Here is a 24,871-nt window from a genome sequence, read left to right as displayed (position 1 = left end):
ATCCGCGGCGCCTACCCCGGCTCCGGCAACCGGCGTCGGCATGGCCGTACCCACACCGCCGAGGACGAGCGATCCGATCGAGTTCGCGAAGGCTGCCACCAAGGCCCTGTGGACGTACGACGCCCGTTCCGGTTCCCAAGAGGCCCACGTGGATGGCCTCAAGAGGTGGATGACCAGCGAGAAGAAGTACGTGGACTGGCCCTCGGTGAACCAGCAGGTGCCAAGTCCGCTGCTCTGGTCGCGGATGCACGACAACGGCCAGCACGCCGGGGCCGAGGTCGCCGAGGGCCACTTCCCTGCCTCGTTCAAGTCCGCGCTGGCTCGCGATCCGGGCGCGATCACGACCGCCTACGTGTACGCCGTCACCGTCACGGGGCGGCAGTCCCTTGCCTGGGCCGGCTCCGGAGCGGGCGCCGAGGCCCGCTCGATCACGGTCGCCGTCCAGTGCCGTCCCGAGACGAACTGCTCCCTCGCCGGCGTCCTGCCCAGCGTCGCGCCCTGATCCCTGAACCACGAAAGGAGGTAGCCCCATGGGCGTTTGCGACCTTCCCATGATGCAGACCGTCTGCTCCGCCGTCGGCGGTGTCGCCGGCTCGACCGGAGACGCGATCACCGACGGCATCGGTGCTTGGATCGCCCGGTCGATCGGCGAGATGGCTCAGGCCGCCGCCGACCTCGCCGCAACGGCCGTCGACAAGACCACCACACCCGACCTGAACGCGGCCTGGTTCAGGGAGAACTACGAGTTGGTGCTGCCGATCGGGCTCGTCCTGATCGTCGGCACCTTCTGCCTGCAGCTGATGCGGGCGGCCTGGAGGCGGGACGAACGCGCGCTGGCCCAGGCCGTCACCGGAACGATCACCGGCGTGCTGTTCGCCTTCGCAGCCATCGCCTTCACGACCGTGGCGATCACAGTCGTCGATGCCTTGTCCGCAGGCCTGTACCAGGCAGCGTCCACCTCCATCGACGACGCCGTGCGGCGCATCGTCAAGGTGTCCGCGCTGGGCGGCATGTACAACCTGGGCTGGGGTGTCCCAGCCCTGGTCGGCTTGGGGTCCACCGTCGGCGCGTTCCTCTACTGGGCCGTCATGGTCGCCCGCAAGGTCGGCATCCTCATCATGGTGACGCTGGCCGTCTTCGCCGGAGCCGGTGGCGGATGGGAAGCCGCCCGCCGCTGGCGCCGCGGGTGGATCGAGGCGACCGCCACACTGGTCGTCAGCAAGCTGCTGATGACGATCGTCTTCCTGCTCGGTGTCTCCGCCATGGGGAAGACCGAGGCTGCAGACGGAATCGGCGCCCTCTCGGACGCCATGGCCGGCATCGTCGTGATGGTCCTGGTGCTGCTCTGCCCGTACATGACCTACAAGTTCGTGCACTGGGCGACGGAGGGCGGCGGCCACGAGGACTTGCACCGCAGCGGCGTCGCCGGCGTGACCGTCGCCGCCAACGCGGCCAAGACCGCGGCCCAGCTCGCGCTCCAGGCCTCGACCGGAGTGCCCGCGCCGCAGGGGCCGGCCACCGTTCCGGGCCAGGGCGTCGGAGGCGTCGCCTCGGGGATCGACCCGACCGGCGGCTCGCCCGACGCTCCCAAGCAGACCCGATTCCGCTTCGGCGAAGACGCGAACGCCGAAGGTGACAAGGGCCAAGCCCTCATCCGCCGGCCGCCCACCGATGGAGACCGGGGTCAGCCTCTGATCACGCGCCCGGGCGGGGCGGCTGGTGGAGCGGCTGCAGCTTCGGCCCCAAGCGTCTCCTCACAGATGGTCCGACCTCCGGCGCCCCCAGGGGCCGGAGGGGTCGCGGCAACCGCAGGTCCGGCACCCACCGGCGGAGCCGTTCCACAACAGTGGATCTACCCCAACCCGCTCGGCAGTCCACACTCCTAACCCGCCCCGGGGAGGGCAAGCCCGCCAGCGCGCCAGCCCGCCCTCCCTCAGTGCATTCTCTTCATCTCGTCTCGTTCCAAGGACGGCTTCGCCATGCCCACCGACCTGACCCAGCCATCGGCTGCCGCCACCGTGAAGTTCCCACACCGGTCCCGGCGCGGCGTGCTTCTCGGCCTGACTGCACCGCAGCTGGCCGGTGTCACCTTCACCGGCTTGCTGCTGCTCGGGGTACTCCTCACCTCCGGGGTACTCGGGGCGATCCGGCTCATCCCTCTCTGGGCGGCGATCCTGGCGGCGGTCTTCGTCCGGCACCACGGCCGGTCCCTCGCCGACTGGGCACCGGTCGCTCTCCGCTACGCCCAGCGTCGACTGACCCGCCAGCTCGTGTGGCTCACCCGGCCCTCCACCCGTCCGCGCCGCGACGGTCTCCTCCACCTGCCGGGCACCGCGGCGTCCCTCCGCGTCGTCACGTCCCCGGACCGCCGTCTCGGTGCCGTGCACGACCCGCACCAGCACACCCTCACCTCCGTCGTGAAGGTCTCCTCGCAGGCCTTCGCCCTGCTCGACCCCGCCACCCAGTCCCACAACGTGTCCGGTTGGGGCCGGACGCTGGCAGCGCTCGCCCGTACCGGGCACGTCGCCCGCATCCAGGTGCTGGAGCGGACGGTGCCCGACTCCGGAGACGCGCTCACCCGCTACTGGACCGAGCACGGCAACGCCGGCGCCCACCTCGCCGGGCCGATCTACTCCGACCTGCTCGCCGTGGCCGGACCGGCAGCCGCGCCGCACGAGAGCTACGTCGCGCTCGCGCTCGACATGAAGGCCGCTCGCCGTCTGATCAACCAGGCGGGAGGCGGGCTTTCCGGCGCGTTCGCCGTTCTGACCCAGCTCGCCTCGACGTTCGACCAGGCCGCTCGCCACTCCGGACTCGTACCGACCGGGTGGCTGTCGGCCGAAGAGGTCGCGGCCGTCATCCGCACCGCCTACGACCCGGCGTCCTCCGCCGCCCTCGACCGCTGGTCCCAAAGCGGTCGGCCACAGGCAGCCCCGGCGGCTGCCGGCCCCGTGGTCCTGGTGGAGAAGGCCGACAGCATCCGTACCGACTCGGCGCACCACGCCACCTTCTGGATCGAGAACTGGCCCCGGATCGAGACCTCGCCCGGCTTCCTGCACCAGCTGCTCTTCACCTCCGGTGTCCGACGGACCCTCTCGCTGACGTACGACCCGAAGGCACTCGACGCTGCCCTCAAGGACGTACAGCGGCGGAAGGCGACCGTGATCGCCGACGCCGCCGAGCGGCAGCGCAAGGGCCAGGTGGACAGCGAGGAGGACGCGGTGGAGTACGCCGACATCAAGGAACGTGAGCGGCAGCTGATCGCAGGGCACGCCGACGTCGGCCTCACCGGGCTGGTCACCGTCTCCGCCGACTCCCACGAGGAGCTGAACGCCGCGTGCGCGGCCATCGAAACGGCCGCCGTATCCGCCCTCGTCGACCTGCGGCCCCTCACCTGGCAGCAGGCCGAGGCGTTCACCAGCGCCGCCCTGCCGCTGGCGCGGGCGTAGGGCCGTACCTGTCACCGACCACCGAGCCACCGCGAAGGGCGCGACCTGATGCCCACCCCGTCCCTACCCGACCTGGCCCTGGCCACAGCGGCCCTCGACTTCCATCGAGCGCTGAACGTCCCGGCCGGCCCCGCTGCCGCCGACCGGGTCGAGCTGGACGCCCTCCACACGCACCTCGTCACCCTGTACGACGTACTCGACGCCCACACGAGCCGCACCACTCCCCTGGCTCCGACCGAGGGGGATCGATTGCGCGCCTGCCGCATCCGGCTCTGGCAGGCGGCCGAGCACCTACACGCCGCCTATCACGCCGCTACCGGTACAGGCCTTGGCGACCTGCCTCGACGGGAGACGTGCCGAGCCCGCCTGCCCGAAGGCGCCCCGGCTCTCACCATCTGCCGCCGCCACCTCACCACGTCCGCACGGGTCCGCCGCGACCACACGCCGGCTGACCTGCGCGACCCCCTCAACCGCTACTGACGCCGCCAAGGAAGAGCGCCACCATGTCCTCGCGTGACCGTGCCACCGCCAGCCCCCTCTTCGTGCCGCACAAGAGCGACCGCCGCTCCGCCCGTGCCGCCAAGGAACAGTTCGCCACCGCCCGCGACCAGGCCCGCGGCGCAGCCCGCCCCGACGACCGCCGCAGGACGACCACCCTCGACCCCGATCTCCAGCCGACCTACCCGGCCGGTGGGCGCCCCGGACCGGCTTCCGCCCGCGGTGGTCGGCTGAAGCTGCCGGCCCACCGCATGACGACCGCCGTCGCGTCCGGGGCCTACCCCTTCCTCGCCGAAGGAGGCCTCGGGTCCCAGGGCATCTACGTCGGCCAGGACGTCCACGCCGAAGCGGCCTTCTGCTACGACCCGTTCGCCCTGTACGGCCGGCTGGAAGGCTTCACCAACCCCAACATCCTCCTCGCCGGCGTGATCGGCATGGGCAAGTCGGCCCTCGCCAAGTCCCTGGCCCTGCGCGCCGTGGCCTTCGGGTACCGGATCTACGTCCCGTGCGACCCGAAGGGCGAGTGGACCGTCGTGGCACAGGAGTTGGGCGGCCAGACCATTTCGATCGGGCCCGGGCTGCCCGGCCGCATCAACCCGCTCGATGCCCCCGCGAAGCCGTACGGTGCGGATGAGCGGGAATGGGCCAATGAGGTGCGCAAGCGACGCCTCCTGCTGCTCGGCTCCCTCGCGAAGACCGTCCTCCGTCGGGAGCTCCACCCCATGGAGCACACGGCTCTCGACATCGCCCTGGACCAGGTCGTGGCCTACCACTCCGCGGTCGGAACGACCCCGCTGCTGGGCGACGTGGCGTACGTACTCAACTCCCCCGACCGGCTCAACGCAGCGACCGGGGAGCCGTCCGGGCGGCTCGGTCGAGCCGCCGAGGACCTGGCCCACGCCCTGCGTCGCCTCATCCACGGCGACCTGTCCGGGATGTTCGACGCCCCGAGCACGGTCGCCTTCGACCCGACCGCGCCCATGCTCTCGATCGACCTGTCCCGGCTCGGTGGCGCGGGCGACGACACCGGTCTCGTACTCGCCATGACCTGTGCCTCGGCCTGGATGGAAGCGGCCTTGTCGGACCCCCGTGGGGGCCGCCGCTGGGTGATCTACGACGAGGCTTGGCGTGTGATGCGGCACAGCGCCCTCCTGGAACGCATGCAGTCCCAGTGGAAGCTGTCCCGCGGCCTCGGGATCGCGAACATGATGGTGATCCACCGGCTCAGTGACCTGCTCACCGCCGGCGACGCGGGATCCCGGGGCCGAGCCCTCGCCGAGGGCCTGCTCACCGACTGCTCGACCCGCATCATCTACCGCCAGGAGGCCGACCAGCTGGCTTCGGCGGCAGCTGTGCTCGGACTGACCGGCGTGGAGACCCAGGCCGTCTCCGCCCTGACGAAGGGCCGCGGCCTATGGAAGGTCGCCGGCCGGAGCTTCATCACGCAGCACCTGCTTCACCCGCGGGAACGGGAGCTGTTCGACACCGACCTCCGCATGGCCGCATGACGTCTACCGCTGATCCGCGGCTCGACCAAGCCGGTCAACCGACCCGACCCTTGCGGCTCCGTGCACCCCTGCATGGCGCCGCGGGCCCTTCGTGCCCGCCACCACAACCCAAACGGAACGACGAAGGAGCTTCGGACAGTGATCTCCCCTACTGATCCTGACGTGGCCTTCGGCTGGCACCCGGAGATGGGCGTGGCGGCCGCCGTCGCTGACGCGCGCCCGTACCTGGACGAGGTCCTACGCGAGCACGGGTTCAGGCACAGCTCGAGCCTCGACGTCTACCTGCTGCCGGCCGGCACCTCGTACGAGGCCGCCATACGTTCGACTGCTGCCGCCAGCCGGCGCTTTCAAGAAGCCCACATCACCGTCGCAGCCGATCCACGGCTCGCAACCATCCGACCCGCTACACACCTGGGCACGAAGGCCGACGGCCCTTCACATCTGCGGCAGGGAGTCGACGTCGCCCACATCCTGGAGAAGATCCACGAGCGGCACGGCAGCTCGGACTCCGCTCACGGTTCCGTCATCGACACGGCGGCCACCTGGTGCGAGCAGTTGGGCACCGCCGCCGCACGCGAGCTCGCGGACGATCTGCGTTCGCTCTCCACCGAGGTGAGGGAGCCAGTGCGCCCGCCGTCCCGGACTACGCAAGCCCGAGCAGCCTCAGCCTCCTCGCCGCACCGCCCAGGGTCGATGCCAACCGTGCCGCCGACCACCTCACTCTCCAGCTCGGCCCCGCCCCGGGCCAGTCGTCGGACCCGCTGACTCTTCCCCGCCCCGCTTCACCGGACCGGACTGCGCCTTGCTCACACCCCGTACCAGCACTCCCACGAGCACCACCGGCACGGACTCCCTCGTCTACCTGCTGTTCGCTGCCCTCGGCGTCGGCATCGGTGCGGGGTCCCTGGCTTGGTTCTTCGGCAACCTGGCCAACGACCTGATCGGGTTCCAGAGGCCCTGGGCCCCGTACGAGCCAACGACCGCTTTGCTCCACTCCCGCGATCTCTGGCCAGGCCTTCCCGAAACTGCTCTGGTCATCGCCTGCTACGTCCTGCCCGCGCTGATCACGCTGGCTTCCGCGTTGCTGGCCATATGGATCTGGTTCCGCCTGCGCGGCAACCCGAAGGGACTGGCGGGTCAGCGTGAGCTCACGTCCCTCCTGCCGAAGGAGGGCGCGACCAAGTCGATCAGCCTGCGCACCAGCCTGAAAGGCAGCAGGCCGAAGGACGTGGCGCCGGACGATCGGGGAGTGCTGCTCGGCACGCTGCAGCCCGGGCGCAGGGAGATTCGTTCCTCGTGGGAGGACGTCCTGCTCGCCATCATGGCTCCGCGCTCCGGGAAGACTTCGGGACTCGCCATTCCGGCGATCCTCCGCGCCCCCGGCCCGGTCCTCCTGACCTCCAACAAGGCGGCCAACGACGCCTTCACCACAACGTTCGACGCCCGTGCCCGGGTGGGAACGGTCTGGGCGCTCGACCCTCAGCAGATCGCCCATGCGGATCGGAACACTTGGTGGGACATCCTGGCGGATGCCCGTGACCTGGCCGGCGCCCGACGGCTGGCAGGACACTTCGTCACCGCCTCCGTCGACGAGTCGAGTGCGGGCGACTTCTGGTCGACGGCCGCCGCCAACACCCTCACCGCACTCTTCCTCGCTGCCGCCAACGACGGCCGTCCGATCACCGACGTACTGAGCTGGCTCGCCTCGCCCGCTGACCGTACGCCGATCGACCTGCTGCACGATGCCGGGCTCGAGGCGGTCGCCGCACAACTCCACGGCACTGTGGCGGGCGCCGTGGAGACCCGCGACGGCATCTTCGAGACGGCCCGGCAGTACGCAAGCTGCCTGCTCGACCCGGACATCGCGGCATGGGTCACGCCACCGCAGGATCCATCCGCAGTAAGGGAGTTCAGGCCGGAGGCATTCGTCACCAGCATCGACACCGTGTTCCTGCTGTCCAAAGACGGAGGGGGTTCCGCCTCCGCGATCATCGCGGCCGCCGCGGACGCGGTGATGCGTGCTGCGGTGATCCAGGCCGAGCGTGATGGCGGCCGGCTCGACCCTCCCCTACTCGCGATCCTTGACGAGGCCGCCAACGTATGCAGGCTCAAAGACCTACCCGACCTCTACTCCCACCTAGGCTCCCGTGGGGTCATCCCAATCACGATCCTGCAGAGCTACCGGCAGGGCCAGCGCGTCTGGGGGGAGACCGGGATGGACGCTCTGTGGAGCGCCTCGACGATCAAGCTCATCGGCTCGGGCATCGACGATGCCGACTTCGCCGACAAGCTCTCGCGCCTGGTCGGCGACCACGACGTCCGGACCGTCTCGGTGTCCACCAGCGAGTCGGGCAAGTCGACCTCGGTATCGATGCGGCAGGAGCGGATTCTCCCCGCCGATGCGATCCGGGCCCTGCCGAAGGGGTCGGCCCTCCTCCTTGCGACCGGTATCCGCCCCGCGCTCCTCGATCTGAAGCCCTGGTACCGGGAGCCGGGTGCCTCCGTACTTGCTGCCTCTTCGGAGGAAGCGACGGCCGGCATCACCAAGCGGGCGGTCGCCAAGGTCCTCCACCAGCACGACATCGACAAGGCGGCATAGGCGTGACTCCGCTGCTGTACGCCGAACAGGCCACGCTGGGCGCGGTACTCCTGGAGCCGAACCAGCTCGCACGTCTCACGCCGTGGCTTCAGCCATCCCACTTCTATCGTCCGCTCCACCAGGCCCTGTACGGCGCGGCCCTGAAGTTGCGGGACGGCGGTCATCCAGCGACCTCGCTCGGATCGGAGGAAACGGTTCCGCTGTCATGGCTGTCCGACATTGTTGTCGAGGCCGACACCCATGTCCGGGGCCTCACCACGTCGTACGCGCACCAGCTCGTGGCCGCCTGTCCCCGACCAGGAAACGCCGCTGTATACGGGCGGATGGTGCTCGAAGGCGCGATCCGACGGTCCGTTGCACAGCACGCGACCCGGCTCCATCAGGCCGCTCGCGCCGATGCCCTCCGGGGGACACCGGACGAGTCGGTTCGTGAAGTGGAGTTGCTCTCAAAGGCACTCAAAGACCTCGCCCGCCGATGGGGCACCGAGGTTCAGCCTGTTCCACCCTCACGGCCACCTGCCGTCGTGCCCTTCTCACCGGACGAACAGCTGTTGGCGGACGAAGAGCTGCTGCTGGGCAGCCTCACCGCTCGCCCAGCACAGCTGGGACACGTCGTGCAGTGGTTGCACCCCGCCGACTTCGCCGACGCCGGTCACGAGCACGTCTACCGCGCGCTGGGAGGGCTGCACCATCGGGGAGAGCCGGTCGATGAACTGACCGTGCTGTGGGAGATCCAGCGTCGTGGAGCGCTCGCAGACCGCACGCTGGATGCGGAACGCGTGATGGACATCTGCGGCAGCTCCTGTGGCGGTGCGGCCGAACACCTCGGCGAGCGCGTGGTCCGCGCTGCGTTCCTTCGTACGGTCGCGACCACCTCTCGTCACGTCCACGCCCTGGCCGAGGACGAATCCCTCACCCCAGGAAGGCTTGTCGGCCATGCACTGTATGCACTGGAGCCGCTCCACGCGGTCTACGACCGCTTGCTTGCTGCCGGCGGTGATACTCCCGCATCCTCACCTACACCGCCCGTGGACGCCGCACGAGCAGAGGTCGCGCGCGTTCGCAGCAGCACCCATCGTCCGACCACGGCACCCGCACCGGCCGCCGGCATACGGCTGCCCTTCCCCCACCGCGCCCCACGGCGGAGCCATCCTTGACCGGAAAGCCTCCGCGGGCCCGAGGACCGCCTGAGTCCTGTGGGAGGGCCGGTGTCGAGGCACAGCAACCGGGCGGTGCACCAGAACAGGGCGGACGTTGCTTGATGCGGCATTGGAACGCGGCGGTCAGCGGGGAATCGGTCACCATTCGACGTTTGATCAGCGATGTGTCGCGTCAGGCCACGGAGTCCAAGTGGTCCGCACAGAAATCCTGGATGATTCGCAGGTCGACCAGCGCCTTCTCTCGAGCTTCCTGATGACCCGATGTTCCCTTGCCGGCCTTTTCCACCGCCTCGCCGATCACGTCTGTCACCGCCTTCGGGACCAATCGAGTCCCGAAGATGTAGCCCGTGTCGGCTCGGGTGCGCAAATCCCGATCAACCGCGTCCCAGGCCGCAAGGATCGCAGACTGGTTCGCGAGTGGGCCGTCACCACCGGGGTGTTCCAGGGCTCGAACCAAGGCTTGGATGTCCCTGTGTGCCTGAGTGCACAGCTTCCGGTATCGGGACCACATCTTGTGGGTCGCAACAACCGTGGCGATTCCGATCGTGACTGTGAGAGCAGGTAGGGCCTTGACGGTGTCTCGATCGATCCAGGCGAGCAGGGTGTACAGCATCACTGCCGCTCCACCGAAGGCAGTGAAGTTCGACAGGGTGCGGCTGGCCATGGCTCGGTAGGCTCGAGCGGCCAACCGTTGCAACTGGTTCTGCTTCGGCTCGATCCAGCGGGTGAAGAGCGGATAAAGGATGGCGAGAGCGAGCATCGTCGCTGCGTCCGCACCGTGGTCGGACAGGCGACCGGGCTCAGCGATGACCTTGTCCGCGACAGTAAGCGGGTGCATCCAACACCTGACTGCGACAAGCCCCCAGACCCAGAACTTGATGCATTCCCAGCGACTCGTGTAATCGCTCTGGCCAGTGCCGTGCAACCAGCGGATCATGCGGTCAGGGGCGCGGAAGGTGCGCTTGAACCAGCAGCGGATATCCGCCGGTGCCCGCCATTCCTGGCCAAACCCCTCCCATGCGTGGCGTCCGCGCATGGCGAGAAGTAAGCCGCAGACAAAGAGAACGACGCCTGTCCACCGATGCGGGCTGTCGTACAGCGAATTGCCCCAACCGTTGATCACCGCGCCGGCTGGCACGTAGAGGCGCCTCCAGTGGGAGAGCGCGGGGCGAGTCCAATACCAGATCGACATGAGCGAATCGTCTTGGCGGCACAGCATCGACGCCTGCGATTTGATGGAGTTCAGAGGTTACTGGGCTACAGCCGCCGAACCGTAGAACCTGACAGCTGCCCCAGCGTCTCTCCTCCGACCTCTTGATTCCTACAGCAGATCTCCGGCCAGGCCAAGCCGCCCTTTTTCCGGACTGTCGACACTCATCCGTTCGACTTTACATAGGGGTCGCCATGCCTCAAGACGTACACGCTGATCCGGTTCGCGTCGCAGATCACGACCTGGAGGATCTCGTTGCGACGGTGACGCGACTCGTCACGGACAGCCGGAAGCACGGCCAAAGGATCGCGTGCCTCGAAGAACCAGAAGCACTGCTCGCAGAATCCAAGGCCTCCACACTCACCCCGTCACCATGGGCGGCATCAAGCCTCTCCGCAGGCGCCACACCTTCCTTCTTCATCCTCGCCTTGGACGGCGCTGCATACGCCAACGAGCTGGCTGCCCTGTCGGAGTGGGTCCACCACCTCCTGCTGCCCGTCTACGGCCGGGAAATCTCCACCGGCCGCCCCTGGTGCGGGCAGTGGACCGAACACCCAGAGGCCGTCGCCCGCCTCCACGGTCTGTGGCTGGCCTGGCAGCAGCTCACCGATGCGGAGGCCGGGCCCTCCGGGCCCTCCACTTGGCACCGTGATCATTTGGATCCCGTCTGGCTGCAACTCCGCTCCCCCGACGGACCTTTCGGCGCTTGCACGACCAGCGCTGGACGGCCCGCGCACCGGCTTCTCCCGGCGCCTGAAACGGCGGTCTGAGATGGGGCTCCGAGACGAGCACCCGGGCTCGCCCGACTTCCGCCTCACTGGCTTCGCTCCGGCCAACGCCTTGGTTGAGGACAACTTCGAGTTGGTCACCACCGCAACAGACGAGCTCTCCGTCGTCGCTCAGCATCACAGCGCCGACGGTAGGAACACCTACCTGATCTTCTACGACACCACCGCGGTCTACGGTCATCCCGGGGCCCCGGCCTACATCGCCGCCCACGCCACCAGGGATCGTCGGCGACGCGTGTTCGACTTCGAGCACGCGAGCCATCCGCTCGTGCCGCTGGCGCAGAGCTGGTTGACGGAGAGGGGTTTTCCGACCGACGCACTCGTCTCCCTCCCCGCGCACGGGCCCCGCCCCGCGGACGACACGACTTCCCGGCTGGAAGGCCTCCTCCGCGCCAACCCCGGCAACGGCTATCAGGTGTTGGACCACTACACCGAACATGAGAGCCGCCTCGGTTACGGAACCAGGACGACGGCCCTGGTCCACGATGCTCACCCCCGGTCGGCGGCCAACCCGTTCAGGGTGTTCCTGGAAGAGGTCGACCCGGACTTCGAGACCTACACCATCCGGGAGGGGGCGTTCAGCAGCATCGAGGCCGCGGACATCTGGATCGCCGCCGGCAACCTGCCTCTGCCGCAGACGGCGACACCTTCCGTGGGTCGACGTGCTGGGGCAGCTCGAGCGAAGACGGCCTGCCCCGGCCCATCATCGTCGCCATCGCAGAACGCCAATGCTCTTGTACGACGCACAAGCACTCAGTCGCCCGCTGCCCGTAGGGGCGGACGGTGAAGACAGCCCGATTCGCGTTTGCCGCTCATCCCGACGCCCTGGCCGACCTGCGCAACGTGCCCGACCAGATTCGGGACCTGGCCCTGCTGGAGCTCCAGCATCTCGTGCACGGCAATGAACGTGGTGCTGCGATGCACCGGGAGCTCCTCGGCTGTCACAAGGTCTACGTGGATCCCGAGACCCGCTGGCGAATGGTCATCCAGTTCCGCGACGCCCCGCCCTCGTCCCAACACCGGCGCGAGATCTACCTGCTCGCGGTGGGTGAGCGGCAGGACAACGCGGTCTATCGAACCGCGGCACGGCGGCTCCAGCACACGCCGTCGACCGCGGGCCACGACCGTGTGAACCGACGTGCGCAGGTGGCCCGCGCACGGTCCATGCACTCGATGTCCGTACGACAGCCATCGCTTCAGGAGGGCCCCGCCTTTGCCTCTGCCCCCGTCCGTTCCGCCGCCCGCCCCACACGCCGGATCCCTTGAGCACGAGTACGTACTCGCAGCGCCCGTAGCCCTTGCCGGCAGCGGGGCCAGCAGGACCGTCTCCGAATCCCTGGACGCGGCCGTCGGCTGGTCCAAGGCGATCGCCTTCGGGACGGACGCCTATTACACCAGCCCCTGCCAGCGGGTGCGGATCGCGAACCCCGTGGAGAGCCACTACGGGGGCTGGACGATCGCCTTCGCCGAAGATGCTCTCGGAGTACCCGACTGGATCGCGACGCTCGGCCGCGAGACGCCTGCCGAAGTCGTCAGCGCCTTCACCGATGCGCTCGTCGCGGGCTTGGGCAACTCCTTCCGGGACCATCTCCTGGGCGGAGCGCTCTTCGTCCCTACCGGCCCGGCAGCGCTTCTCGCCGAACAGGGTTGGGAGCCTGCCCCCCGACAGTCCGGAGCCCACTTCCAGGTCGCGCCGGACGGCCACGCGGCCTACCGCATACGCCTCGGCCCGGCGCACACGTACGACGAGCTGATGGACCCCGAACTCTCGACGTGGCGGCTGTCCGGAGGTCCAGATCCCCTGACTGCACCGACATGGCAGGCCTACTTCACCGCTGGGACGCCCCAACACCTGATCGCCGCCTCCGCAAAGGCGCTCGCAGACCCCGAACCGGTCTCGCGATATGTTCACGCGATCCCCGAGCGCCATCCACCGCTCGTCACTACCCAGCCCGCGCGACGAGAGCGGTCGCAAACTGCTGCTGCTCGCGCCCGATCCGTACCAGGGTCACGACAACTGCGCGTCCTCGCCACCCCCATGCCTCAAGCCGGGTACACCGCCCCACCTCGCCGTCAACGATGACTGGCGGTGCCCGGCCAAAGACTGCCTCGGATTGAAGGCGCCCTTTTCGCAATTCGCGTGAGTGCTTATCGTCTTTTCCATGGCCAACGGGGTGTACCACACCAAGTACGGCATCACGATCAATTTGACCTTCGAGGACTTGGGCCACCCGGACCGTCCCGGACTGCTGGAGGAAATCACCCAGCCCGTCGGGGAGCGGGACCGTGACCTTCTGCAGTGCCTGACCGACTACCAGGGCGGCGATTGCCAGTGCGCACTTGCCGACAAGACGCCGTGGATGTTCGTACGTCGCCAGCGCCGCGCCGGCCGTGTCGTGTGGGTGGCCGCACACCTTCCGTTGACGCACACCGCAACGCCGGAGGAAAGCGACAAGCACAAGGCCATGAAGGAGCGCATAGCCCGCTCCGCCTCCCGTCACGGGCTCGACGTCCAGGTGGAGGCCCGGTCGTCGGACGGCCGGATCGTCACCGACGTCCTGGTGTCGGGTGCCGGTGGCCGGGTGGGGTGGGAGGCGCAGTACTCGCCGATCAGTGCGAGCCGAGTACGGCGGCGCTCCGGGCGAGCCCGGGAGAACGACATAGCGCCCCTGTGGGTGACCGGCGATGCGTCGTCGGAGATCATCGACCGCGCGCCCTGGACCAGGGTCGACGACGTGCCCTGGCAGCGCATCGTCTCGCCCCTGGCGTTGATCGTCCGAGGTGGTGTGCGGCACCTCCAGATCTGGAAGTGCGCTGCGAGCAGCGAGCGGTCCTGCCCCGAAACGGGTTTTCACTGCGGCAAGTTCCACAGTGGCTGGTTCCTGCCCGCCCTGTGCATACCGCAGGAGCGCGCCACCGCTCTGGATGAACTCGTCGTGACCAGTGCCGACGGCGAACACGTAGCCGTGCGGGTCCGCAACACCCAGGACCCCAGGCGCGCCTCCTACCTCTGGGCGCTGGCCAAAGATGTGGAGCGGTGGCGCGACCTCACCGACGACGGCGAAGGCGAGCCGGAGGACCGGCCGGCGGACGACGAGCCGGTCACCTACACCGAAGAGGAACTCGACAGCTCCTGTCGCTACGGCCACCAGGACCGCCCGTACTTCAGCGACCCGCGGCCCCGGCGGGACATGACGTCCGCCACGGGGCTCCACACCTTCGACATCGCCCCCGATCACCCCTACCGAGCCCCCAGCCGTCCGGTGCAGATGCGCCGTCTGTCCACCCGCGAGCGCGCAGTCATCGCGATGGAACTGGGCTGTCCCGTATGGGAGATCGGACCGTGCATGCTCTGCGCGGAGCCGATTCACCGTTACGGCCGGTCGAGCGGCCTCGCCTGCGTCAGCTGCCGGGCCACAGCCTTGAGCAGGTGACTGGTCAGCGCCGTGGGCGACGGCCTGGCTCTGCCGCACCACGTTCGACGGCGCGCGCGAGCGGGTTCGCGTCCCTGGAGCCCGCCCTCGGAGCTACGGTTCCGGCCGCTGCCGGGAGGTTCGCCACCCGCCGAAGACGCCAGACCAGGACGTCCGTGACGTTGTCGGCCGACTCCAACTCCCTCTGTTCGATCACTCGCTGGAGCAGAGACACCGGCTCGTGGCCGGCGCGCTCTGCTTCGTCGAGCGTCGCGGCCAGCGCATCCCAACCATGTGCCGCCAAGAGCCGATCGGCAAGGTCGGGGAGCGCCGAGCTCAGGGTGCCTGCGTGCCGTCGTCGGGTCGAAGCTGTGAGGCGACGCCCCTGTTCGCGCATCGCGGCGAGCGGGGAGGCTGCGGACGTAAGGTACGCGGCTCGGAGGTGCAGGGCCGTTTGTCGGGCGGCTGCTGCCTGCTGCGCGTGGCCGCGGGCGGAGTGCCACCGAGCGGCAGCCATCGTGGCGAGGACGAGCGTGGACAGAAGCATCGCAGTCGCGCCGCCGTCTTCACCCCGGCCGAGGGCATCGCCGGCCCGGAGGATTCCGCGTGCGGCCGACCTGAGCGCGCGGTTGTCGGCTCGCTCGGCCCGGACGTGGGAGCGGGTGGCGCGCTCGAAGGCACGTGCTGCCTGGTTCAGTTCGCCACGTGTCGCGGAGGCCGACGTCTGGGCGAGTACGTCAAGGAGTTCCCCAAGACCGACGAGTTGCCCAGTGGCGTCCTCGTCATCGTCCGTCACGAGGCTGACAGAAGCTCGCTCGGCCGACGGGACAGCGGCACGGCGGGTTCGGGCAGCCGGCTGATATCGGTCTTGCTGGACATCGGAGCCGTCGTCTTCCAGGCTTCCGGCTGCCAAGCGTCGCCGGATCTTCGGCAGTGACAGGTCGGGAGCCAGTTTCGATCCGGAGAACCAGATCGGCTCCCCGTCCCGGTTACGGTCGCCCGGCAGGGCCACCTTGTAGCCAAGGATGTCGCCGGAAGGCGCCCGACGTTTCTCGAGGCGCAGTCCTGCCTCCCTGATGCGACGGAAGAACTCGTCTTCGGTAGCGGCGCCGGCCAGCGCCTGGCGGACGGATGTGCGCAGGGTCTCCCGCGGCGGTTCCACTCGGCCGGTTCGTTCGGCCTTCGACCGTTCGGCGCTCGTCGGGCGCTGGGCGGCGGTGCGGTCGCCGGGGTTGAGGATCTGGAGGCCGAACTCGGCTTCGATCTTCCGGCATTCGGCCTGTGCTCGGATTCCGTCCTTGTGCCGTCGGGGGCGGCGCCCGTCTTCGCGGACGAGGGTGGCGACGAGGTGGATGTGGTCCTCGGCGTGACGTACGGCGATCCACCGGCAGGCCTGGCTGTCGCCCTCTTCGGCTATGCCGGTGGCGTGGACGATCCGCCGGGCGACCTGGGCCCACTCGGCATCGGTCAGCCGGCGGTCACCGGGGGCGGTCCGTACCGGGCAGTGCCAGACGTGGCGAGCCGGCCGTCGGTCGCTCGGCAGAGCCAGAACCGGCAGGTCGAGTCGGTCGGTGAGCTGCCTGAGGGTGGCGACCGGGTCCCGGCCCGGGTCAGGTGCGAGCTCGGGCAGCCAGGACGCCACCAGGTGGGGGTCGGTGTGCTCGTCCCGTCGGCCCGGTCCGTAGAGGTAGGCGAGGAGACCGTACGTCCGACCGCCCGTGGAGATGTCGGGTACCACGCGGTCAGCGCTTCGCGAGCCGGGTTGCGGAGTCCTCGACCCGGATGGCGGCGCTCAGGACACGGCGTACGGCTTCGTCCGTGTAGTCGGCGTGACCTCCGCTGTTCAGGACGCGGGCGACCTGGTTGAGGTTGTTGCCGGCGCGGGCGAGCTGGGCGGTGGCGCTCATGAGCTCGGCGACGAGCCCGCGCTGGTCGAGGAGCCAGGTCTTCGGTCCGTCCTGGGCTCGGGCGACGGCGACGGCGGCGTCCGCGAGGAAGCCGGCGGTCTTCAGTCCGACGGCCTCAGCGGCGCGTTGGACGTCGTCGAGCTCGTGCTGCGTGAGACGGACGCTGCGTACGAGGTCACGCTGCTCGCGCTGGCGTAGGCGGGGGCGCGTGCGCGGGGCGACGGCGGGCGGCTGCTCCTCCCCTCGCTGCGGGCCGCCCTCGGTCGCAGTGATCGGATCCGGCACCCCCTGGTGCCGGACCTCCCCCGCCCCCTGAGGGGCGGGGGCATGCGCTTCCGAAACTCCTCCGCGGCCATCGGCTGCGGAGGAGTTTCGGAAGCTACAGCTTGCTCGGCCTCGGGCAGGGCAGTCGTGTGTCGGCTGTGAGCTGGTCATCGCTCCTGGCCCGAGGGCTGAGGAGGAAGACCGCGAAGAATCTCGGCGACGTAGTCGAGGGCCAGGACGGGGTGGTGCAGGGTCCGGGGCACGCTGGTCGGGGTCCGCTGTACGGTCCAGATTCCGTCGGGGCCGGCTTCGGCCCGGTGCAGGTGACCGTGATCCTCCAGGACGGTGATCCAGACGTCGGCTTCGGCCTGGGTGGGCGGGGTCGTACGGATGTCCGTGCCTCCGGTTCGAGTCAGTGCGGGGCGGGGGTCTGTCGCGCTGCCGGTCCGGTACCCGAGGCGGTCCGGGCTTCGCTACGCAGCTGGCTCATCAGCACGGTGAGCCGGTCGTTGGAGAGCGGTAGGCCTTGGCCGCGGACGGCGTCCGCGACCACCTGACGGGTGATCCTGTCGGCCTCGGCGACCGCGCGGCGGGCTATCGGGAGGAGCGCGTCGGTCACCGGAGTGGTGTCCTGATGGCCGGTGGCCGCGGTGTCCGGGCGGGGTTCGTCGGCCGGGACGGTCACCTTGGCGTGCACGCGGCGGGTCACCGGCGCAGGTCTGGTGACCGGTTGTCCGCCCTGGTCATCCCCTCCGGTGTGCGTGTGCTGAGGCTGTGGCACGGAGCCGGTCAGCGGGTGGGCCGACTGTCCGGCGTCATTGAGGTCGTCTCGGACAGGGAGTTCGGTGACCCGGCGGGCTATGAGGATGTACAGGTGGACGGCACCGGCCAGGGCGAGCGGTGCGAGGGTGGACATCAGGCCCACCGTCGTGTCGCCGAGCCGGAGACCGGTGCCGGCGGTCTGCTGGTTCAGGCGTACGGCGTGGAGGGCGTTCGCCCCGATCGAGGCGGATGTTGCGGTCCCGAAGAGTAGCCATACGTAGCATCGGGCGGCGAGCGAGGCCGTGCGCAGGACGAGCAAGGCCCGTACGCCGTAGGCGATGAACCCGTCGATCACCAGGGGAAAGACCGCGGTGAGGTAGCCGCGGACGTGGATCGCGGTGGCCATCTGTTGGAGGGCGTCGTACGACAGAGCGCATCCGGCCGCGCCGAGGGCGACCACCGCTGCCCGGTCCCAGCTGGTGGTGCGGACCTGCATCGGGGCATCGAGGCTCACGCGGCCCTCCCGAGGTCCTGCTGGTCGTCCGAGTCGGCCGCCTGGCCAGTGACCACGTGGAGCCTGGGACGACCGGGTCGGTCCATGGCCCGGTTACGCGTCTCGCGCCGACTGCGGCGGTAGAGCTTGTCGGCGTACTCCTCGGTGATCTGGAGTAGCCAGGCCAGCCGTTCGGGCGGCATGCCGTCCCGGAAGGCGGCGCGCGCCACCGCCTTGCGTTCTGCGTCGGTCAGGTGGATGTCCCGGCCGGCCAAGACGGCGTTGACACGCGCGTAGTCGAGCCGGTCCCGGAACTTGCCGTGCAGGGGGTCGCGTTCTTCCTCGGTGAGTCCGCCCCGGATGCCGTCGCGGTCTCCGTTCTCCAGGGCGGCATCCAGGCAGGTGGGCCGGACCGTGCACTGGCCGCAGAAGGCTTTGGCCCGCCGGATGCGGTCGGTCTGGTCCGCCTCAGGGAAGAACAGCTCCGGGTCGACCGGCCGGCGGACGGTGGTGCGGCAGGCTGCCAGGTCCTGCCAGGCGTGGTCGCCGCGGCTGCGCAGGTTCCGGGGCTCGGTGGTGGTCATGCGGGTGTCTCCGTTCGCCCCGGCGCGCGCAGCAGGCGCGCGCCGGGGTGTGGTGCGTGGTTCGGTACGACGGTGCGAGCGCAGCCGTCAGGGCGTGGATCAGGCGTGGATGGCAGCGAGGCGTTGGCGCTCGGCCGCGAGGGCTCGTCTGCGGTCGGGGCCATCGAGGATGACCTTGTCGGTCATCTCGGTGAGGCGTGAAGCGACCCGGTCACCGATGTGCTCCCGGAGGTCGGCCATGCCGAGGTTGGTCGTGAGCAGCGTCGGGAGCATCTCGTTGTAGCGGCGGTTGATGAGCCGCATCGTGATCTCCTCGGTCCATTCGCTGTTCCGGGCCGCGCCGAGGTCGTCGACGATCAGCAGGGGACAGCGGGCGAGGTCCAGGAGTTCGCGCTCCCCGTCGTGCCCTGGACGGGGCCGCAGCTCGGCATACAGGTCCGCGGCCGTGGTGGCCTTCCACCGCAGCCGGACTCCGGCCGACACCAGCGAGCGGACCGCTCCGTACGCCTGGTGCGTCTTGCCGGTTCCGGTGGTGCCGACGATCAGCAGTGAGCGCCCCTGCGCGATGCCGGGGGCTCCGCCGGGGCCGGGCCGTCCGGCCTCGGCGATCTCCCGGACCCAGGCGCTGATGGCCGGATGGTCGGCGAAGGCGCTCCGGTAGCGGGCCGGGATCCGGGCTTCGGCCGCCCGGAGTGCGGGCAGCGGCTCGGAGACCTCGCTCGGAGGCGTGCTCGGGTCCTGGCCCCTGGCGACGAGGATGCTGGTGAGACGGCGGGCGAGCCCGCCGACGCGCTGGGCGTCGTGGTCGCGCATCACAGCTCCTCGGCGTAGGCGGCGGCCGGGTCGGCAGGGTTGGCCCAGGCCCGATGACCGGGCAGGTTAGGGCGCGTTCCCGTCCGCGCCAAACCGGTCGGTGCCGCGTTCATGACCTCGTGGACCACGCTGGGCAGCGTGCTCGGGTGAAGGCCCTTGGCGCGGTGGCGGTTCAATCCCTCGCGGACGTGGGCCGCGTCGATGCCTTCGGAGAGCAGCTTGGATACCTCGCGGCCCAGCCGTCCGAGGACGTCACGGGGCGGTCGGTGCGTGCAGGCTGCGGCGTACTCGGCGATGAGTTCCTGGGCCGAGGCGTGTTCGGGTACGGGAGCGCTCGCGCTCCCCGAAGGTAGAGATCCTAGATCCACGTTCCTAGGTCCTAGATCCGGACCGGGAGCCCTCGCTGCAGGCTCGCGGGGCGCTCCGTGCGTGGTCACGGAGGCCTCATTGAACCCGTTCCGACCTGCATTTTTTCGATTCACGGTGCCCTCAGGGCCGTGTTCTGACGCCTCCGTGAGTCCGCGCTGAGGGGGCACGGGGGTGCCCTGCCGCACTCCATGAGGGCTCCCGAGCACCACACCCGCCTCGTCGTGACGTGCGCAGGCGGGGTGGCGTACGCCGCTGGGCCGGTTGATCTTCTGGTGCAGGTGCCAGCTGACAATGTGGAGGTACCTCTTGCCGTCCTCCCCTGCGTAGCGGCAGACCAGTTCCTGGGTGGCGAGCTGGTCCAGGTCGTCCTCGACACCCACGGGGCCGTGATCCGGGCGCAGGGACCACAGCAGCCCTGCCAGGACCGCGGGTTGGTCACGGAACCGCCCGTGGTCGTCGGCCTGGGTGAGCAGACCGAAGAAGGTGCGTTCGGCGGTGAGGGAGACCGCTGCCAGGGACTCGGAGGCGAAGGCCTCCGGCTTGATGGTTCTGATCCGGGCCATGGTCAGCGCGCCCCTTCGGCTACGGGGCAGCGTTCGGCCGTGGGGCGCAGGACTCCACTATGGAGATCGAGGTCGTGCGGCTGGTCCCAGCGGACATCGGGATGGGCACGGATGATCCAGCGCGCCGCGGTCAGGCCACGTACCCGGGTCAGGGGTATGGCACGACCCAGCCGGTCGTAGGCACGGCAGAAGGGGCTCGGCCAGCTCTGGGTTGGGTCAAGTTGGGAGATCCGCAGTACGGCCGCTCCGGGCGCCATGTCCGCGAGGACGCGGGCGAGCCGGTGTGCCCGTGGGCTCCGGTACTCGGGCATGAGAGAATTCCTCACTCGTAAGTGGGCAGGGCGGCCGTTCTCGTCGAAAAGGCCAGCCGACCAGTCCCGGTTATGAATCCGCGCCCTCAGGGATGTCGGTGCGGTGCCCAGGAGCGGCTAACTCCTGGGCACCGCTGACGTTCAGCGCGGCCTCACCCTCGGGGTGATCCGCCGAGGGATGAGCAACATATGCACGCACCTTCGAACGTTCCAGCGCCCAGAGGGTGTTGCTGGCAACCGACTCCAACTCGACACATTTCGCGGCAGCCTGAAGGCGGCGCAGTTGGGCCGCGCCTACGGTCAGGGCCGAGGGCGACAATCCGCAGAACTCCGCGCACTATCGCGTGCGGGCGTGGACGCGACCGCGATGGAAGCCGATGCGCACCACGCAAGGAACGCACGGCCACAGTCGGTCTCCGTCATATCCCCCTCCTTTCCTGCCGCCTGCCTGGGGGCGGTGCGTGGACGCGGACCCGGCGGGTATCAATCGATCGCCACACCGTCCCTCAAGCGTCCCAGCAGCGGAAGGGAATCCCACTTCCGGAAGTACGATTTCCGGGACTAAAGTCCCTACCGCTTCCAACCGGGAGGTCGCCCCGCTCGCCAGCAAGCAATCCTTGCAATTACTGGGGCCACGCTCAGGGCGCTCACTTCAGGGAATGCTCATGTTGCAGGGAGTGAGGAATGAATCATGTACAGATACCCCGGAAGTCGGGACCAAAGTCCCGACCAGCGTCCCGCCCTGGATGAGCTCATCGGACTCGCCGGACTACTACGTGCCTGGCGGGCAGCGGCCGGCACAAAGATGCGGCGCAGCAAGCCCCTGTCGCAGGCCGAGGTGGCCGCTCGCGCCGGGATGACCGAGCGCTGGTACGGAGAGCTGGAGCGCGGCGCGTCTCCTCGCCTGAGGCGCCCGAAGATAGACCAGCTGGCCGCGGCGCTCCTCCTGGACGAGGACCAGCGCGAGACCCTCTACCTCTACACGGACGGAAGCTCCCCGCCCCGCTCCCCCAGACCTCCGGGCTATACCGAGGACCTCCACCCACTGCAGCTACTGCTCGATCACCAGATGCCACGGCCGGCGTACCTGAGCGATGCCTCGTGGAACATCGTCGGCTTCAACCGGGCGATGGCCCAGTGGTTCCCGTGGGTCCTCGAGCCGCGCCCCAACTTGATGCGCTGGGCCTTGCTGCATCCTGATGCGCGTGAGCAATACGTCGACTGGGAGGGCCACGCGAGGATCTACCTCGCCATGATGAGGATGGCCCTCGTGAAGCACGACCGGCTGCCCGAACTGGTCTCCCTACTGAACGAGGTCTTGTCCGACAGCGAGTGCCGCCGCATCTGGGAGGGCCAGCCGGAGTTGGTCAGCAGCCGCGACGGCCACGTGTTCCGGCTGCACATTTCCCGCTTCGACCACAAGGACATCGAAGTCGTCTCCCAGGTGCTCTACCCCGCGGCGTTCCCGCACCTCCGGTTCGTGGCCATCACGTGGCTCGGCAGCCGGGAAGACCCTGGCGTCGACGCTGACGGCCCCAACGCCGCCATCGCCGTCAACGGCGCCCCGCGGGCCACGCCGCCCCTGCGGGTCGACGGTACCCACCCCCGCCCCTACTGGTCACTCGACTCGTTCGAAGCCGCACGATCACTGGCCGGGTCGTCCCCCGTCGACCTGCCGGCCCTCAGCGACGCCGCCGGGGAGGGAATCCGGCTCACAGCCGACCGGTCGGGGCGGCACGTCATCTGGGCTACGAGCGAGGCCGGCGGCACGGTCGCCTTCGAGGACCTCAAAACGAGGGAAGCCCTCGCACGCATCCCGGTCTCCGCGCTCACCGCTGGCGCACGACGGGAGTACCAGGACCTCCTTCGATCCACCCTGGCTCCTGACGGGGCGACCGCGCTACGGCAGCTGGACGAGCTCCTCGTACCGCAGCTCGACACCATCGATCTCCTGGTCGAGCTGCGCAACCAGCTCAGTCCCGCCCCCGCGTCCGACTGATCGGACATCCTCAAGCGCGACGAGCCCGGTAGTCGGTCGGCGACGTGCCGAGAGTCCGCTGGAAGGCCCGGCGCATCGCCTCGGCGGTGGCGTAGCCACTGGCCGCAGCAACGTGTACGACGTCGTCGTCGGTGTCCTCGAGCAGCCGCCTCGCTGTCTCCAGCCGGGTGTTGGCCACGTAGCGCCCCGGGGTGACGCCCGTCTCCTCGGCGAACGCCCGCGTGAACTGCCGAGCCGAGAGGTTGGCACGACGCGCCAGGGCGTCCACGGACAGGTCCGCGTCAGGGTGTTCGGCGATCCACTGCTGCAGGTCACGCAACTCCTGGCGCTGCGCGAACTGGCCCTGCAGCTGCGTGCTGAACTGCGCCTGACCGCCTGCCCGGCGTAGGAACACGACCATGTGGCGCGCGATGGCGAGGGCTGCGTCCCGCCCCACGTCCTCCTCCACGAGAGCGAGGGCGAGGTCGATGCCAGCGGTGACACCGGCGGACGTGTACACCTCTCCGTCCCGGATGAAGATCGAGTCCGGTTCGACGGCGACGTCGGGATGCCGCTGCGCGAGCTCCTCCGCGCTGCTCCAGTGAGTCGTCGCTCTTTTGCCCGCGAGCAGCCCGGCCTCGGCAAGCAGGAACGCCCCCGTGCAGACGGAAACGATCCGCTCGACGTCTGCTGCGTTCTGCTTCAGCCACGAGACGACACCCGAACGGCCTGCACCGGGGTCGGGGACGCCTGCCGCCCCACCCGGCACGAGCACCGTGTGCGGAACCCCCGCTGCCGCCAGGTCAAGATCGGGCAGCAGCATCACGCCACTGAGGGACACCACAGCGGCCCCGCCCGGGGACGCCGTGGCAATGCGGTAGCCGGTCTGCCCCGGAGCGGTGGCGGAGAGGTATGCGTTGGCCCCCGCCAGCACGCCTACGGGGCCGGTGACGTCCAACGCCTCGACGCCGTCGTAGAGCGGGACCAACACCGTGCGGGGCCTCATACCTCAACGATGCCCACGGTCGCAGGTGGCCGCAATGCAGGCGTTTCCCATCCTGGTGCCAGGCCGGCGCTCGTAAAGTGAGCGCATGACACGGATCAGCAAGCGGAACGCCAGAGCCATTTTACTGGACGGCGACTCCCTCGTGCTGATCAAGCGCACGAAAGTCGGCCAGGATCCGTACTGGGTCACGGTGGGCGGGGGCATCGAGGACGGGGACCGGAGCGTAGAGGACGCGCTCCACCGGGAGGTCTTCGAGGAGCTGGGCGGAAGGCTGGCCAGAGCGGAGCTGGTGCATCTCATCACGGACCCCGTGGCCGACGGCCACGGAGTACAGCACTTCTTCGTTGCACGGCTGGCCCACATGGACCTCGAGGCACGGACTGGCACCGAGTTCGACAAGCCTGAGCGAGGGCGCTACGAGGTCGTCCGCGTTCCTTTCACCGCGGCAGCAATCCGGGAGCTGAATCTGATGCCGCCAGCGCTCGCGGAATTCATGGCCTGCAACGTCGAGGCGCTGAAGGCCGTCCTCGAAACCCAGATCCGAGCGTGCTGATTCGCGATGCTCGGTCCGCGGGCATCCCTCCGGCCCCTCCGTGTCCCAGGTGAACCGTGGTCCTGATCATTCGGTCTGTTCTGCACTTACTGGAGGTGACGCCCGTGCCCGCGAAGGTCACGAAGGAGAAGGTTCTCGTTTACGTCGTGCGCGACGGACGGCTTCTCGTATTCCGCCACACCGACTACTCCTATGAGGAGGTCGGTATCCAGGTCCCAGCGGGCAGCGTCCGCCCCGGAGAGACCCCGGAGGCCGCCGCTCTACGCGAAGCCCGCGAGGAGACGGGCCTTTCAGATTTCAAGATTGTCTGCAAGCTCGGGGAGACCGAGTACGACATCAGCCCTTATCGCCTCGAGATCCAGCACCGGCACGTCTTCCACCTGGAACTCACTGAGCCGACCCCGGAGCGGTGGATGAGCCAGGAAGACCACGACGGCGAGCAGGAGCCGACTCACTTCGAATGCTTCTGGATCCCGCTGGAGGCCGCACACATTCTCCAGTCCGGCCAAGGTGCGCTGCTTGGGCGACTGGTCGAGTAGCCACTGCCGCGGGGTGCCTCCCCCCTGACGCCGGCAGGGAAGGGGGCCAAGCTGCTCGTCGCAGCGCACGGCCTTCGGCACCCGGGAAGGGCTCCGCCTTCCCT

Annotated in this window: 23 protein-coding genes; 15 read left to right on the top strand and 8 right to left on the bottom strand. The window is 69.3% G+C overall.

Annotated elements, in window-relative coordinates; all coding sequences use genetic code 11:
* The first annotated feature begins 40 nt into the window (after positions 1 to 40).
* The 7 genes from ABT403_RS02815 (at position 41) to ABT403_RS02785 (ending at position 9,211) form a co-directional block, all read left to right on the top strand.
* Positions 41 to 502 (top strand): hypothetical protein, encoded by a 462-nt coding sequence (locus tag ABT403_RS02815; protein WP_344157342.1) that lies wholly within the window; start codon positions 41 to 43, stop codon positions 500 to 502.
* 28 nt (positions 503 to 530) lie between these two features.
* Positions 531 to 1,886, top strand: coding sequence for an SCO6881 family protein (locus ABT403_RS02810; protein WP_425580165.1), 1,356 nt, complete (start codon positions 531 to 533; stop codon positions 1,884 to 1,886).
* Between the two features lie 93 nt (positions 1,887 to 1,979).
* On the top strand, positions 1,980 to 3,449 hold the full coding sequence (locus tag ABT403_RS02805) for an SCO6880 family protein (RefSeq protein WP_344157339.1): 1,470 nt from the start codon (positions 1,980 to 1,982) through the stop codon (positions 3,447 to 3,449).
* 48 nt (positions 3,450 to 3,497) lie between these two features.
* Positions 3,498 to 3,929 (top strand): DUF6238 family protein, encoded by a 432-nt coding sequence (locus ABT403_RS02800; protein ID WP_344157336.1) that lies wholly within the window; start codon positions 3,498 to 3,500, stop codon positions 3,927 to 3,929.
* 23 nt (positions 3,930 to 3,952) lie between these two features.
* Positions 3,953 to 5,455 carry a putative type IV secretion/conjugal transfer ATPase gene (locus ABT403_RS02795; RefSeq protein ID WP_344157333.1) on the top strand — a complete coding sequence of 501 codons (1,503 nt, stop codon included), beginning with the start codon at positions 3,953 to 3,955 and terminating at the stop codon, positions 5,453 to 5,455.
* Between the two features lie 802 nt (positions 5,456 to 6,257).
* Positions 6,258 to 8,054: a type IV secretory system conjugative DNA transfer family protein gene (locus ABT403_RS02790; RefSeq protein ID WP_344157330.1), complete on the top strand. Its 1,797-nt coding sequence runs from the start codon at positions 6,258 to 6,260 to the stop codon at positions 8,052 to 8,054.
* A gap of 2 nt (positions 8,055 to 8,056) precedes the next feature.
* On the top strand, positions 8,057 to 9,211 hold the full coding sequence (locus ABT403_RS02785) for a DnaB-like helicase N-terminal domain-containing protein (RefSeq protein ID WP_344157327.1): 1,155 nt from the start codon (positions 8,057 to 8,059) through the stop codon (positions 9,209 to 9,211).
* Between the two features lie 175 nt (positions 9,212 to 9,386).
* On the opposite strand, the gene ABT403_RS02780 is transcribed toward ABT403_RS02785, so the two are convergent.
* Positions 9,387 to 10,406, bottom strand: coding sequence for a hypothetical protein (locus ABT403_RS02780; protein ID WP_344157324.1), 1,020 nt, complete (start codon positions 10,404 to 10,406; stop codon positions 9,387 to 9,389).
* A gap of 212 nt (positions 10,407 to 10,618) precedes the next feature.
* Between ABT403_RS02780 and ABT403_RS02775 the strand changes: the two genes are divergently transcribed.
* The 5 genes from ABT403_RS02775 (at position 10,619) to ABT403_RS02755 (ending at position 14,646) form a co-directional block, all read left to right on the top strand.
* Positions 10,619 to 11,194, top strand: coding sequence for a DUF4913 domain-containing protein (locus ABT403_RS02775; RefSeq protein WP_344157321.1), 576 nt, complete (start codon positions 10,619 to 10,621; stop codon positions 11,192 to 11,194).
* A gap of 1 nt (position 11,195) precedes the next feature.
* Positions 11,196 to 11,999, top strand: coding sequence for a hypothetical protein (locus ABT403_RS02770; protein WP_344157318.1), 804 nt, complete (start codon positions 11,196 to 11,198; stop codon positions 11,997 to 11,999).
* Positions 11,996 to 12,478, top strand: coding sequence for a hypothetical protein (locus tag ABT403_RS02765; RefSeq protein ID WP_344157315.1), 483 nt, complete (start codon positions 11,996 to 11,998; stop codon positions 12,476 to 12,478). The genes ABT403_RS02770 and ABT403_RS02765 overlap by 4 nt, the downstream gene beginning before the upstream one ends.
* Positions 12,426 to 13,295: an SPDY domain-containing protein gene (locus ABT403_RS02760; RefSeq protein ID WP_344157312.1), complete on the top strand. Its 870-nt coding sequence runs from the start codon at positions 12,426 to 12,428 to the stop codon at positions 13,293 to 13,295. Before ABT403_RS02765 ends, ABT403_RS02760 begins: the two co-directional genes overlap by 53 nt.
* A 79-nt stretch (positions 13,296 to 13,374) precedes the next feature.
* Positions 13,375 to 14,646, top strand: coding sequence for a competence protein CoiA family protein (locus ABT403_RS02755; protein ID WP_344157309.1), 1,272 nt, complete (start codon positions 13,375 to 13,377; stop codon positions 14,644 to 14,646).
* Positions 14,647 to 14,650: 4 nt separating this feature from the next.
* Here the strand turns inward: ABT403_RS02755 and ABT403_RS02750 are convergent, their stop codons facing one another.
* From ABT403_RS02750 to ABT403_RS02725, 6 genes are all read right to left on the bottom strand, one after another.
* On the bottom strand, positions 14,651 to 16,363 hold the full coding sequence (locus ABT403_RS02750) for a relaxase/mobilization nuclease domain-containing protein (protein ID WP_344157306.1): 1,713 nt from the start codon (positions 16,361 to 16,363) through the stop codon (positions 14,651 to 14,653).
* Positions 16,364 to 16,367: 4 nt separating this feature from the next.
* A complete protein-coding gene (locus ABT403_RS02745) occupies positions 16,368 to 16,817 on the bottom strand; it encodes a plasmid mobilization protein (protein ID WP_344157303.1) in 450 nt (149 codons plus the stop codon).
* A gap of 391 nt (positions 16,818 to 17,208) precedes the next feature.
* On the bottom strand, positions 17,209 to 18,054 hold the full coding sequence (locus tag ABT403_RS02740; RefSeq protein ID WP_344158920.1) for a DUF2637 domain-containing protein: 846 nt from the start codon (positions 18,052 to 18,054) through the stop codon (positions 17,209 to 17,211).
* A 14-nt stretch (positions 18,055 to 18,068) separates the two neighbouring features.
* Complete coding sequence (locus ABT403_RS02735; protein WP_344157300.1) at positions 18,069 to 18,635, bottom strand: WhiB family transcriptional regulator; 567 nt, start codon at positions 18,633 to 18,635, stop codon at positions 18,069 to 18,071.
* Between the two features lie 99 nt (positions 18,636 to 18,734).
* On the bottom strand, positions 18,735 to 19,448 hold the full coding sequence (locus ABT403_RS02730; protein WP_344157297.1) for an ATP-binding protein: 714 nt from the start codon (positions 19,446 to 19,448) through the stop codon (positions 18,735 to 18,737).
* Entirely contained in the window at positions 19,448 to 20,380 is a 933-nt protein-coding gene (locus ABT403_RS02725) for a hypothetical protein (protein ID WP_344157294.1), read from the bottom strand. Before ABT403_RS02725 ends, ABT403_RS02730 begins: the two co-directional genes overlap by 1 nt.
* Positions 20,381 to 21,382: 1,002 nt before the next feature.
* On the opposite strand from ABT403_RS02725, the gene ABT403_RS02720 reads away from it, so the two are divergent.
* On the top strand, positions 21,383 to 22,690 hold the full coding sequence (locus ABT403_RS02720; RefSeq protein ID WP_344157291.1) for a helix-turn-helix transcriptional regulator: 1,308 nt from the start codon (positions 21,383 to 21,385) through the stop codon (positions 22,688 to 22,690).
* A 10-nt stretch (positions 22,691 to 22,700) separates the two neighbouring features.
* Here the strand turns inward: ABT403_RS02720 and ABT403_RS02715 are convergent, their stop codons facing one another.
* Positions 22,701 to 23,675, bottom strand: coding sequence for a GlxA family transcriptional regulator (locus tag ABT403_RS02715; protein ID WP_344157288.1), 975 nt, complete (start codon positions 23,673 to 23,675; stop codon positions 22,701 to 22,703).
* An 85-nt stretch (positions 23,676 to 23,760) separates the two neighbouring features.
* Here ABT403_RS02715 and ABT403_RS02710 point away from each other — a divergent pair, with 85 nt between their 5' ends.
* Together ABT403_RS02710 and ABT403_RS02705 are read left to right on the top strand one after the other, a co-directional pair.
* Positions 23,761 to 24,228, top strand: a complete 468-nt coding sequence (locus tag ABT403_RS02710; protein ID WP_344157285.1) for an NUDIX hydrolase — start codon at positions 23,761 to 23,763, stop codon at positions 24,226 to 24,228.
* 104 nt (positions 24,229 to 24,332) lie between these two features.
* A complete protein-coding gene (locus ABT403_RS02705) occupies positions 24,333 to 24,767 on the top strand; it encodes an NUDIX hydrolase (protein ID WP_344157282.1) in 435 nt (144 codons plus the stop codon).
* Positions 24,768 to 24,871 lie beyond the last annotated feature (104 nt).

Source organism: Streptomyces sp. NPDC000075 (assembly GCF_040301925.1).
In the GTDB taxonomy this organism is placed as follows: domain Bacteria; phylum Actinomycetota; class Actinomycetes; order Streptomycetales; family Streptomycetaceae; genus Streptomyces; species Streptomyces polychromogenes.
Note: the sequence above shows the minus strand (reverse complement) of the source record. Positions and strands in the feature narration are given on the sequence as shown.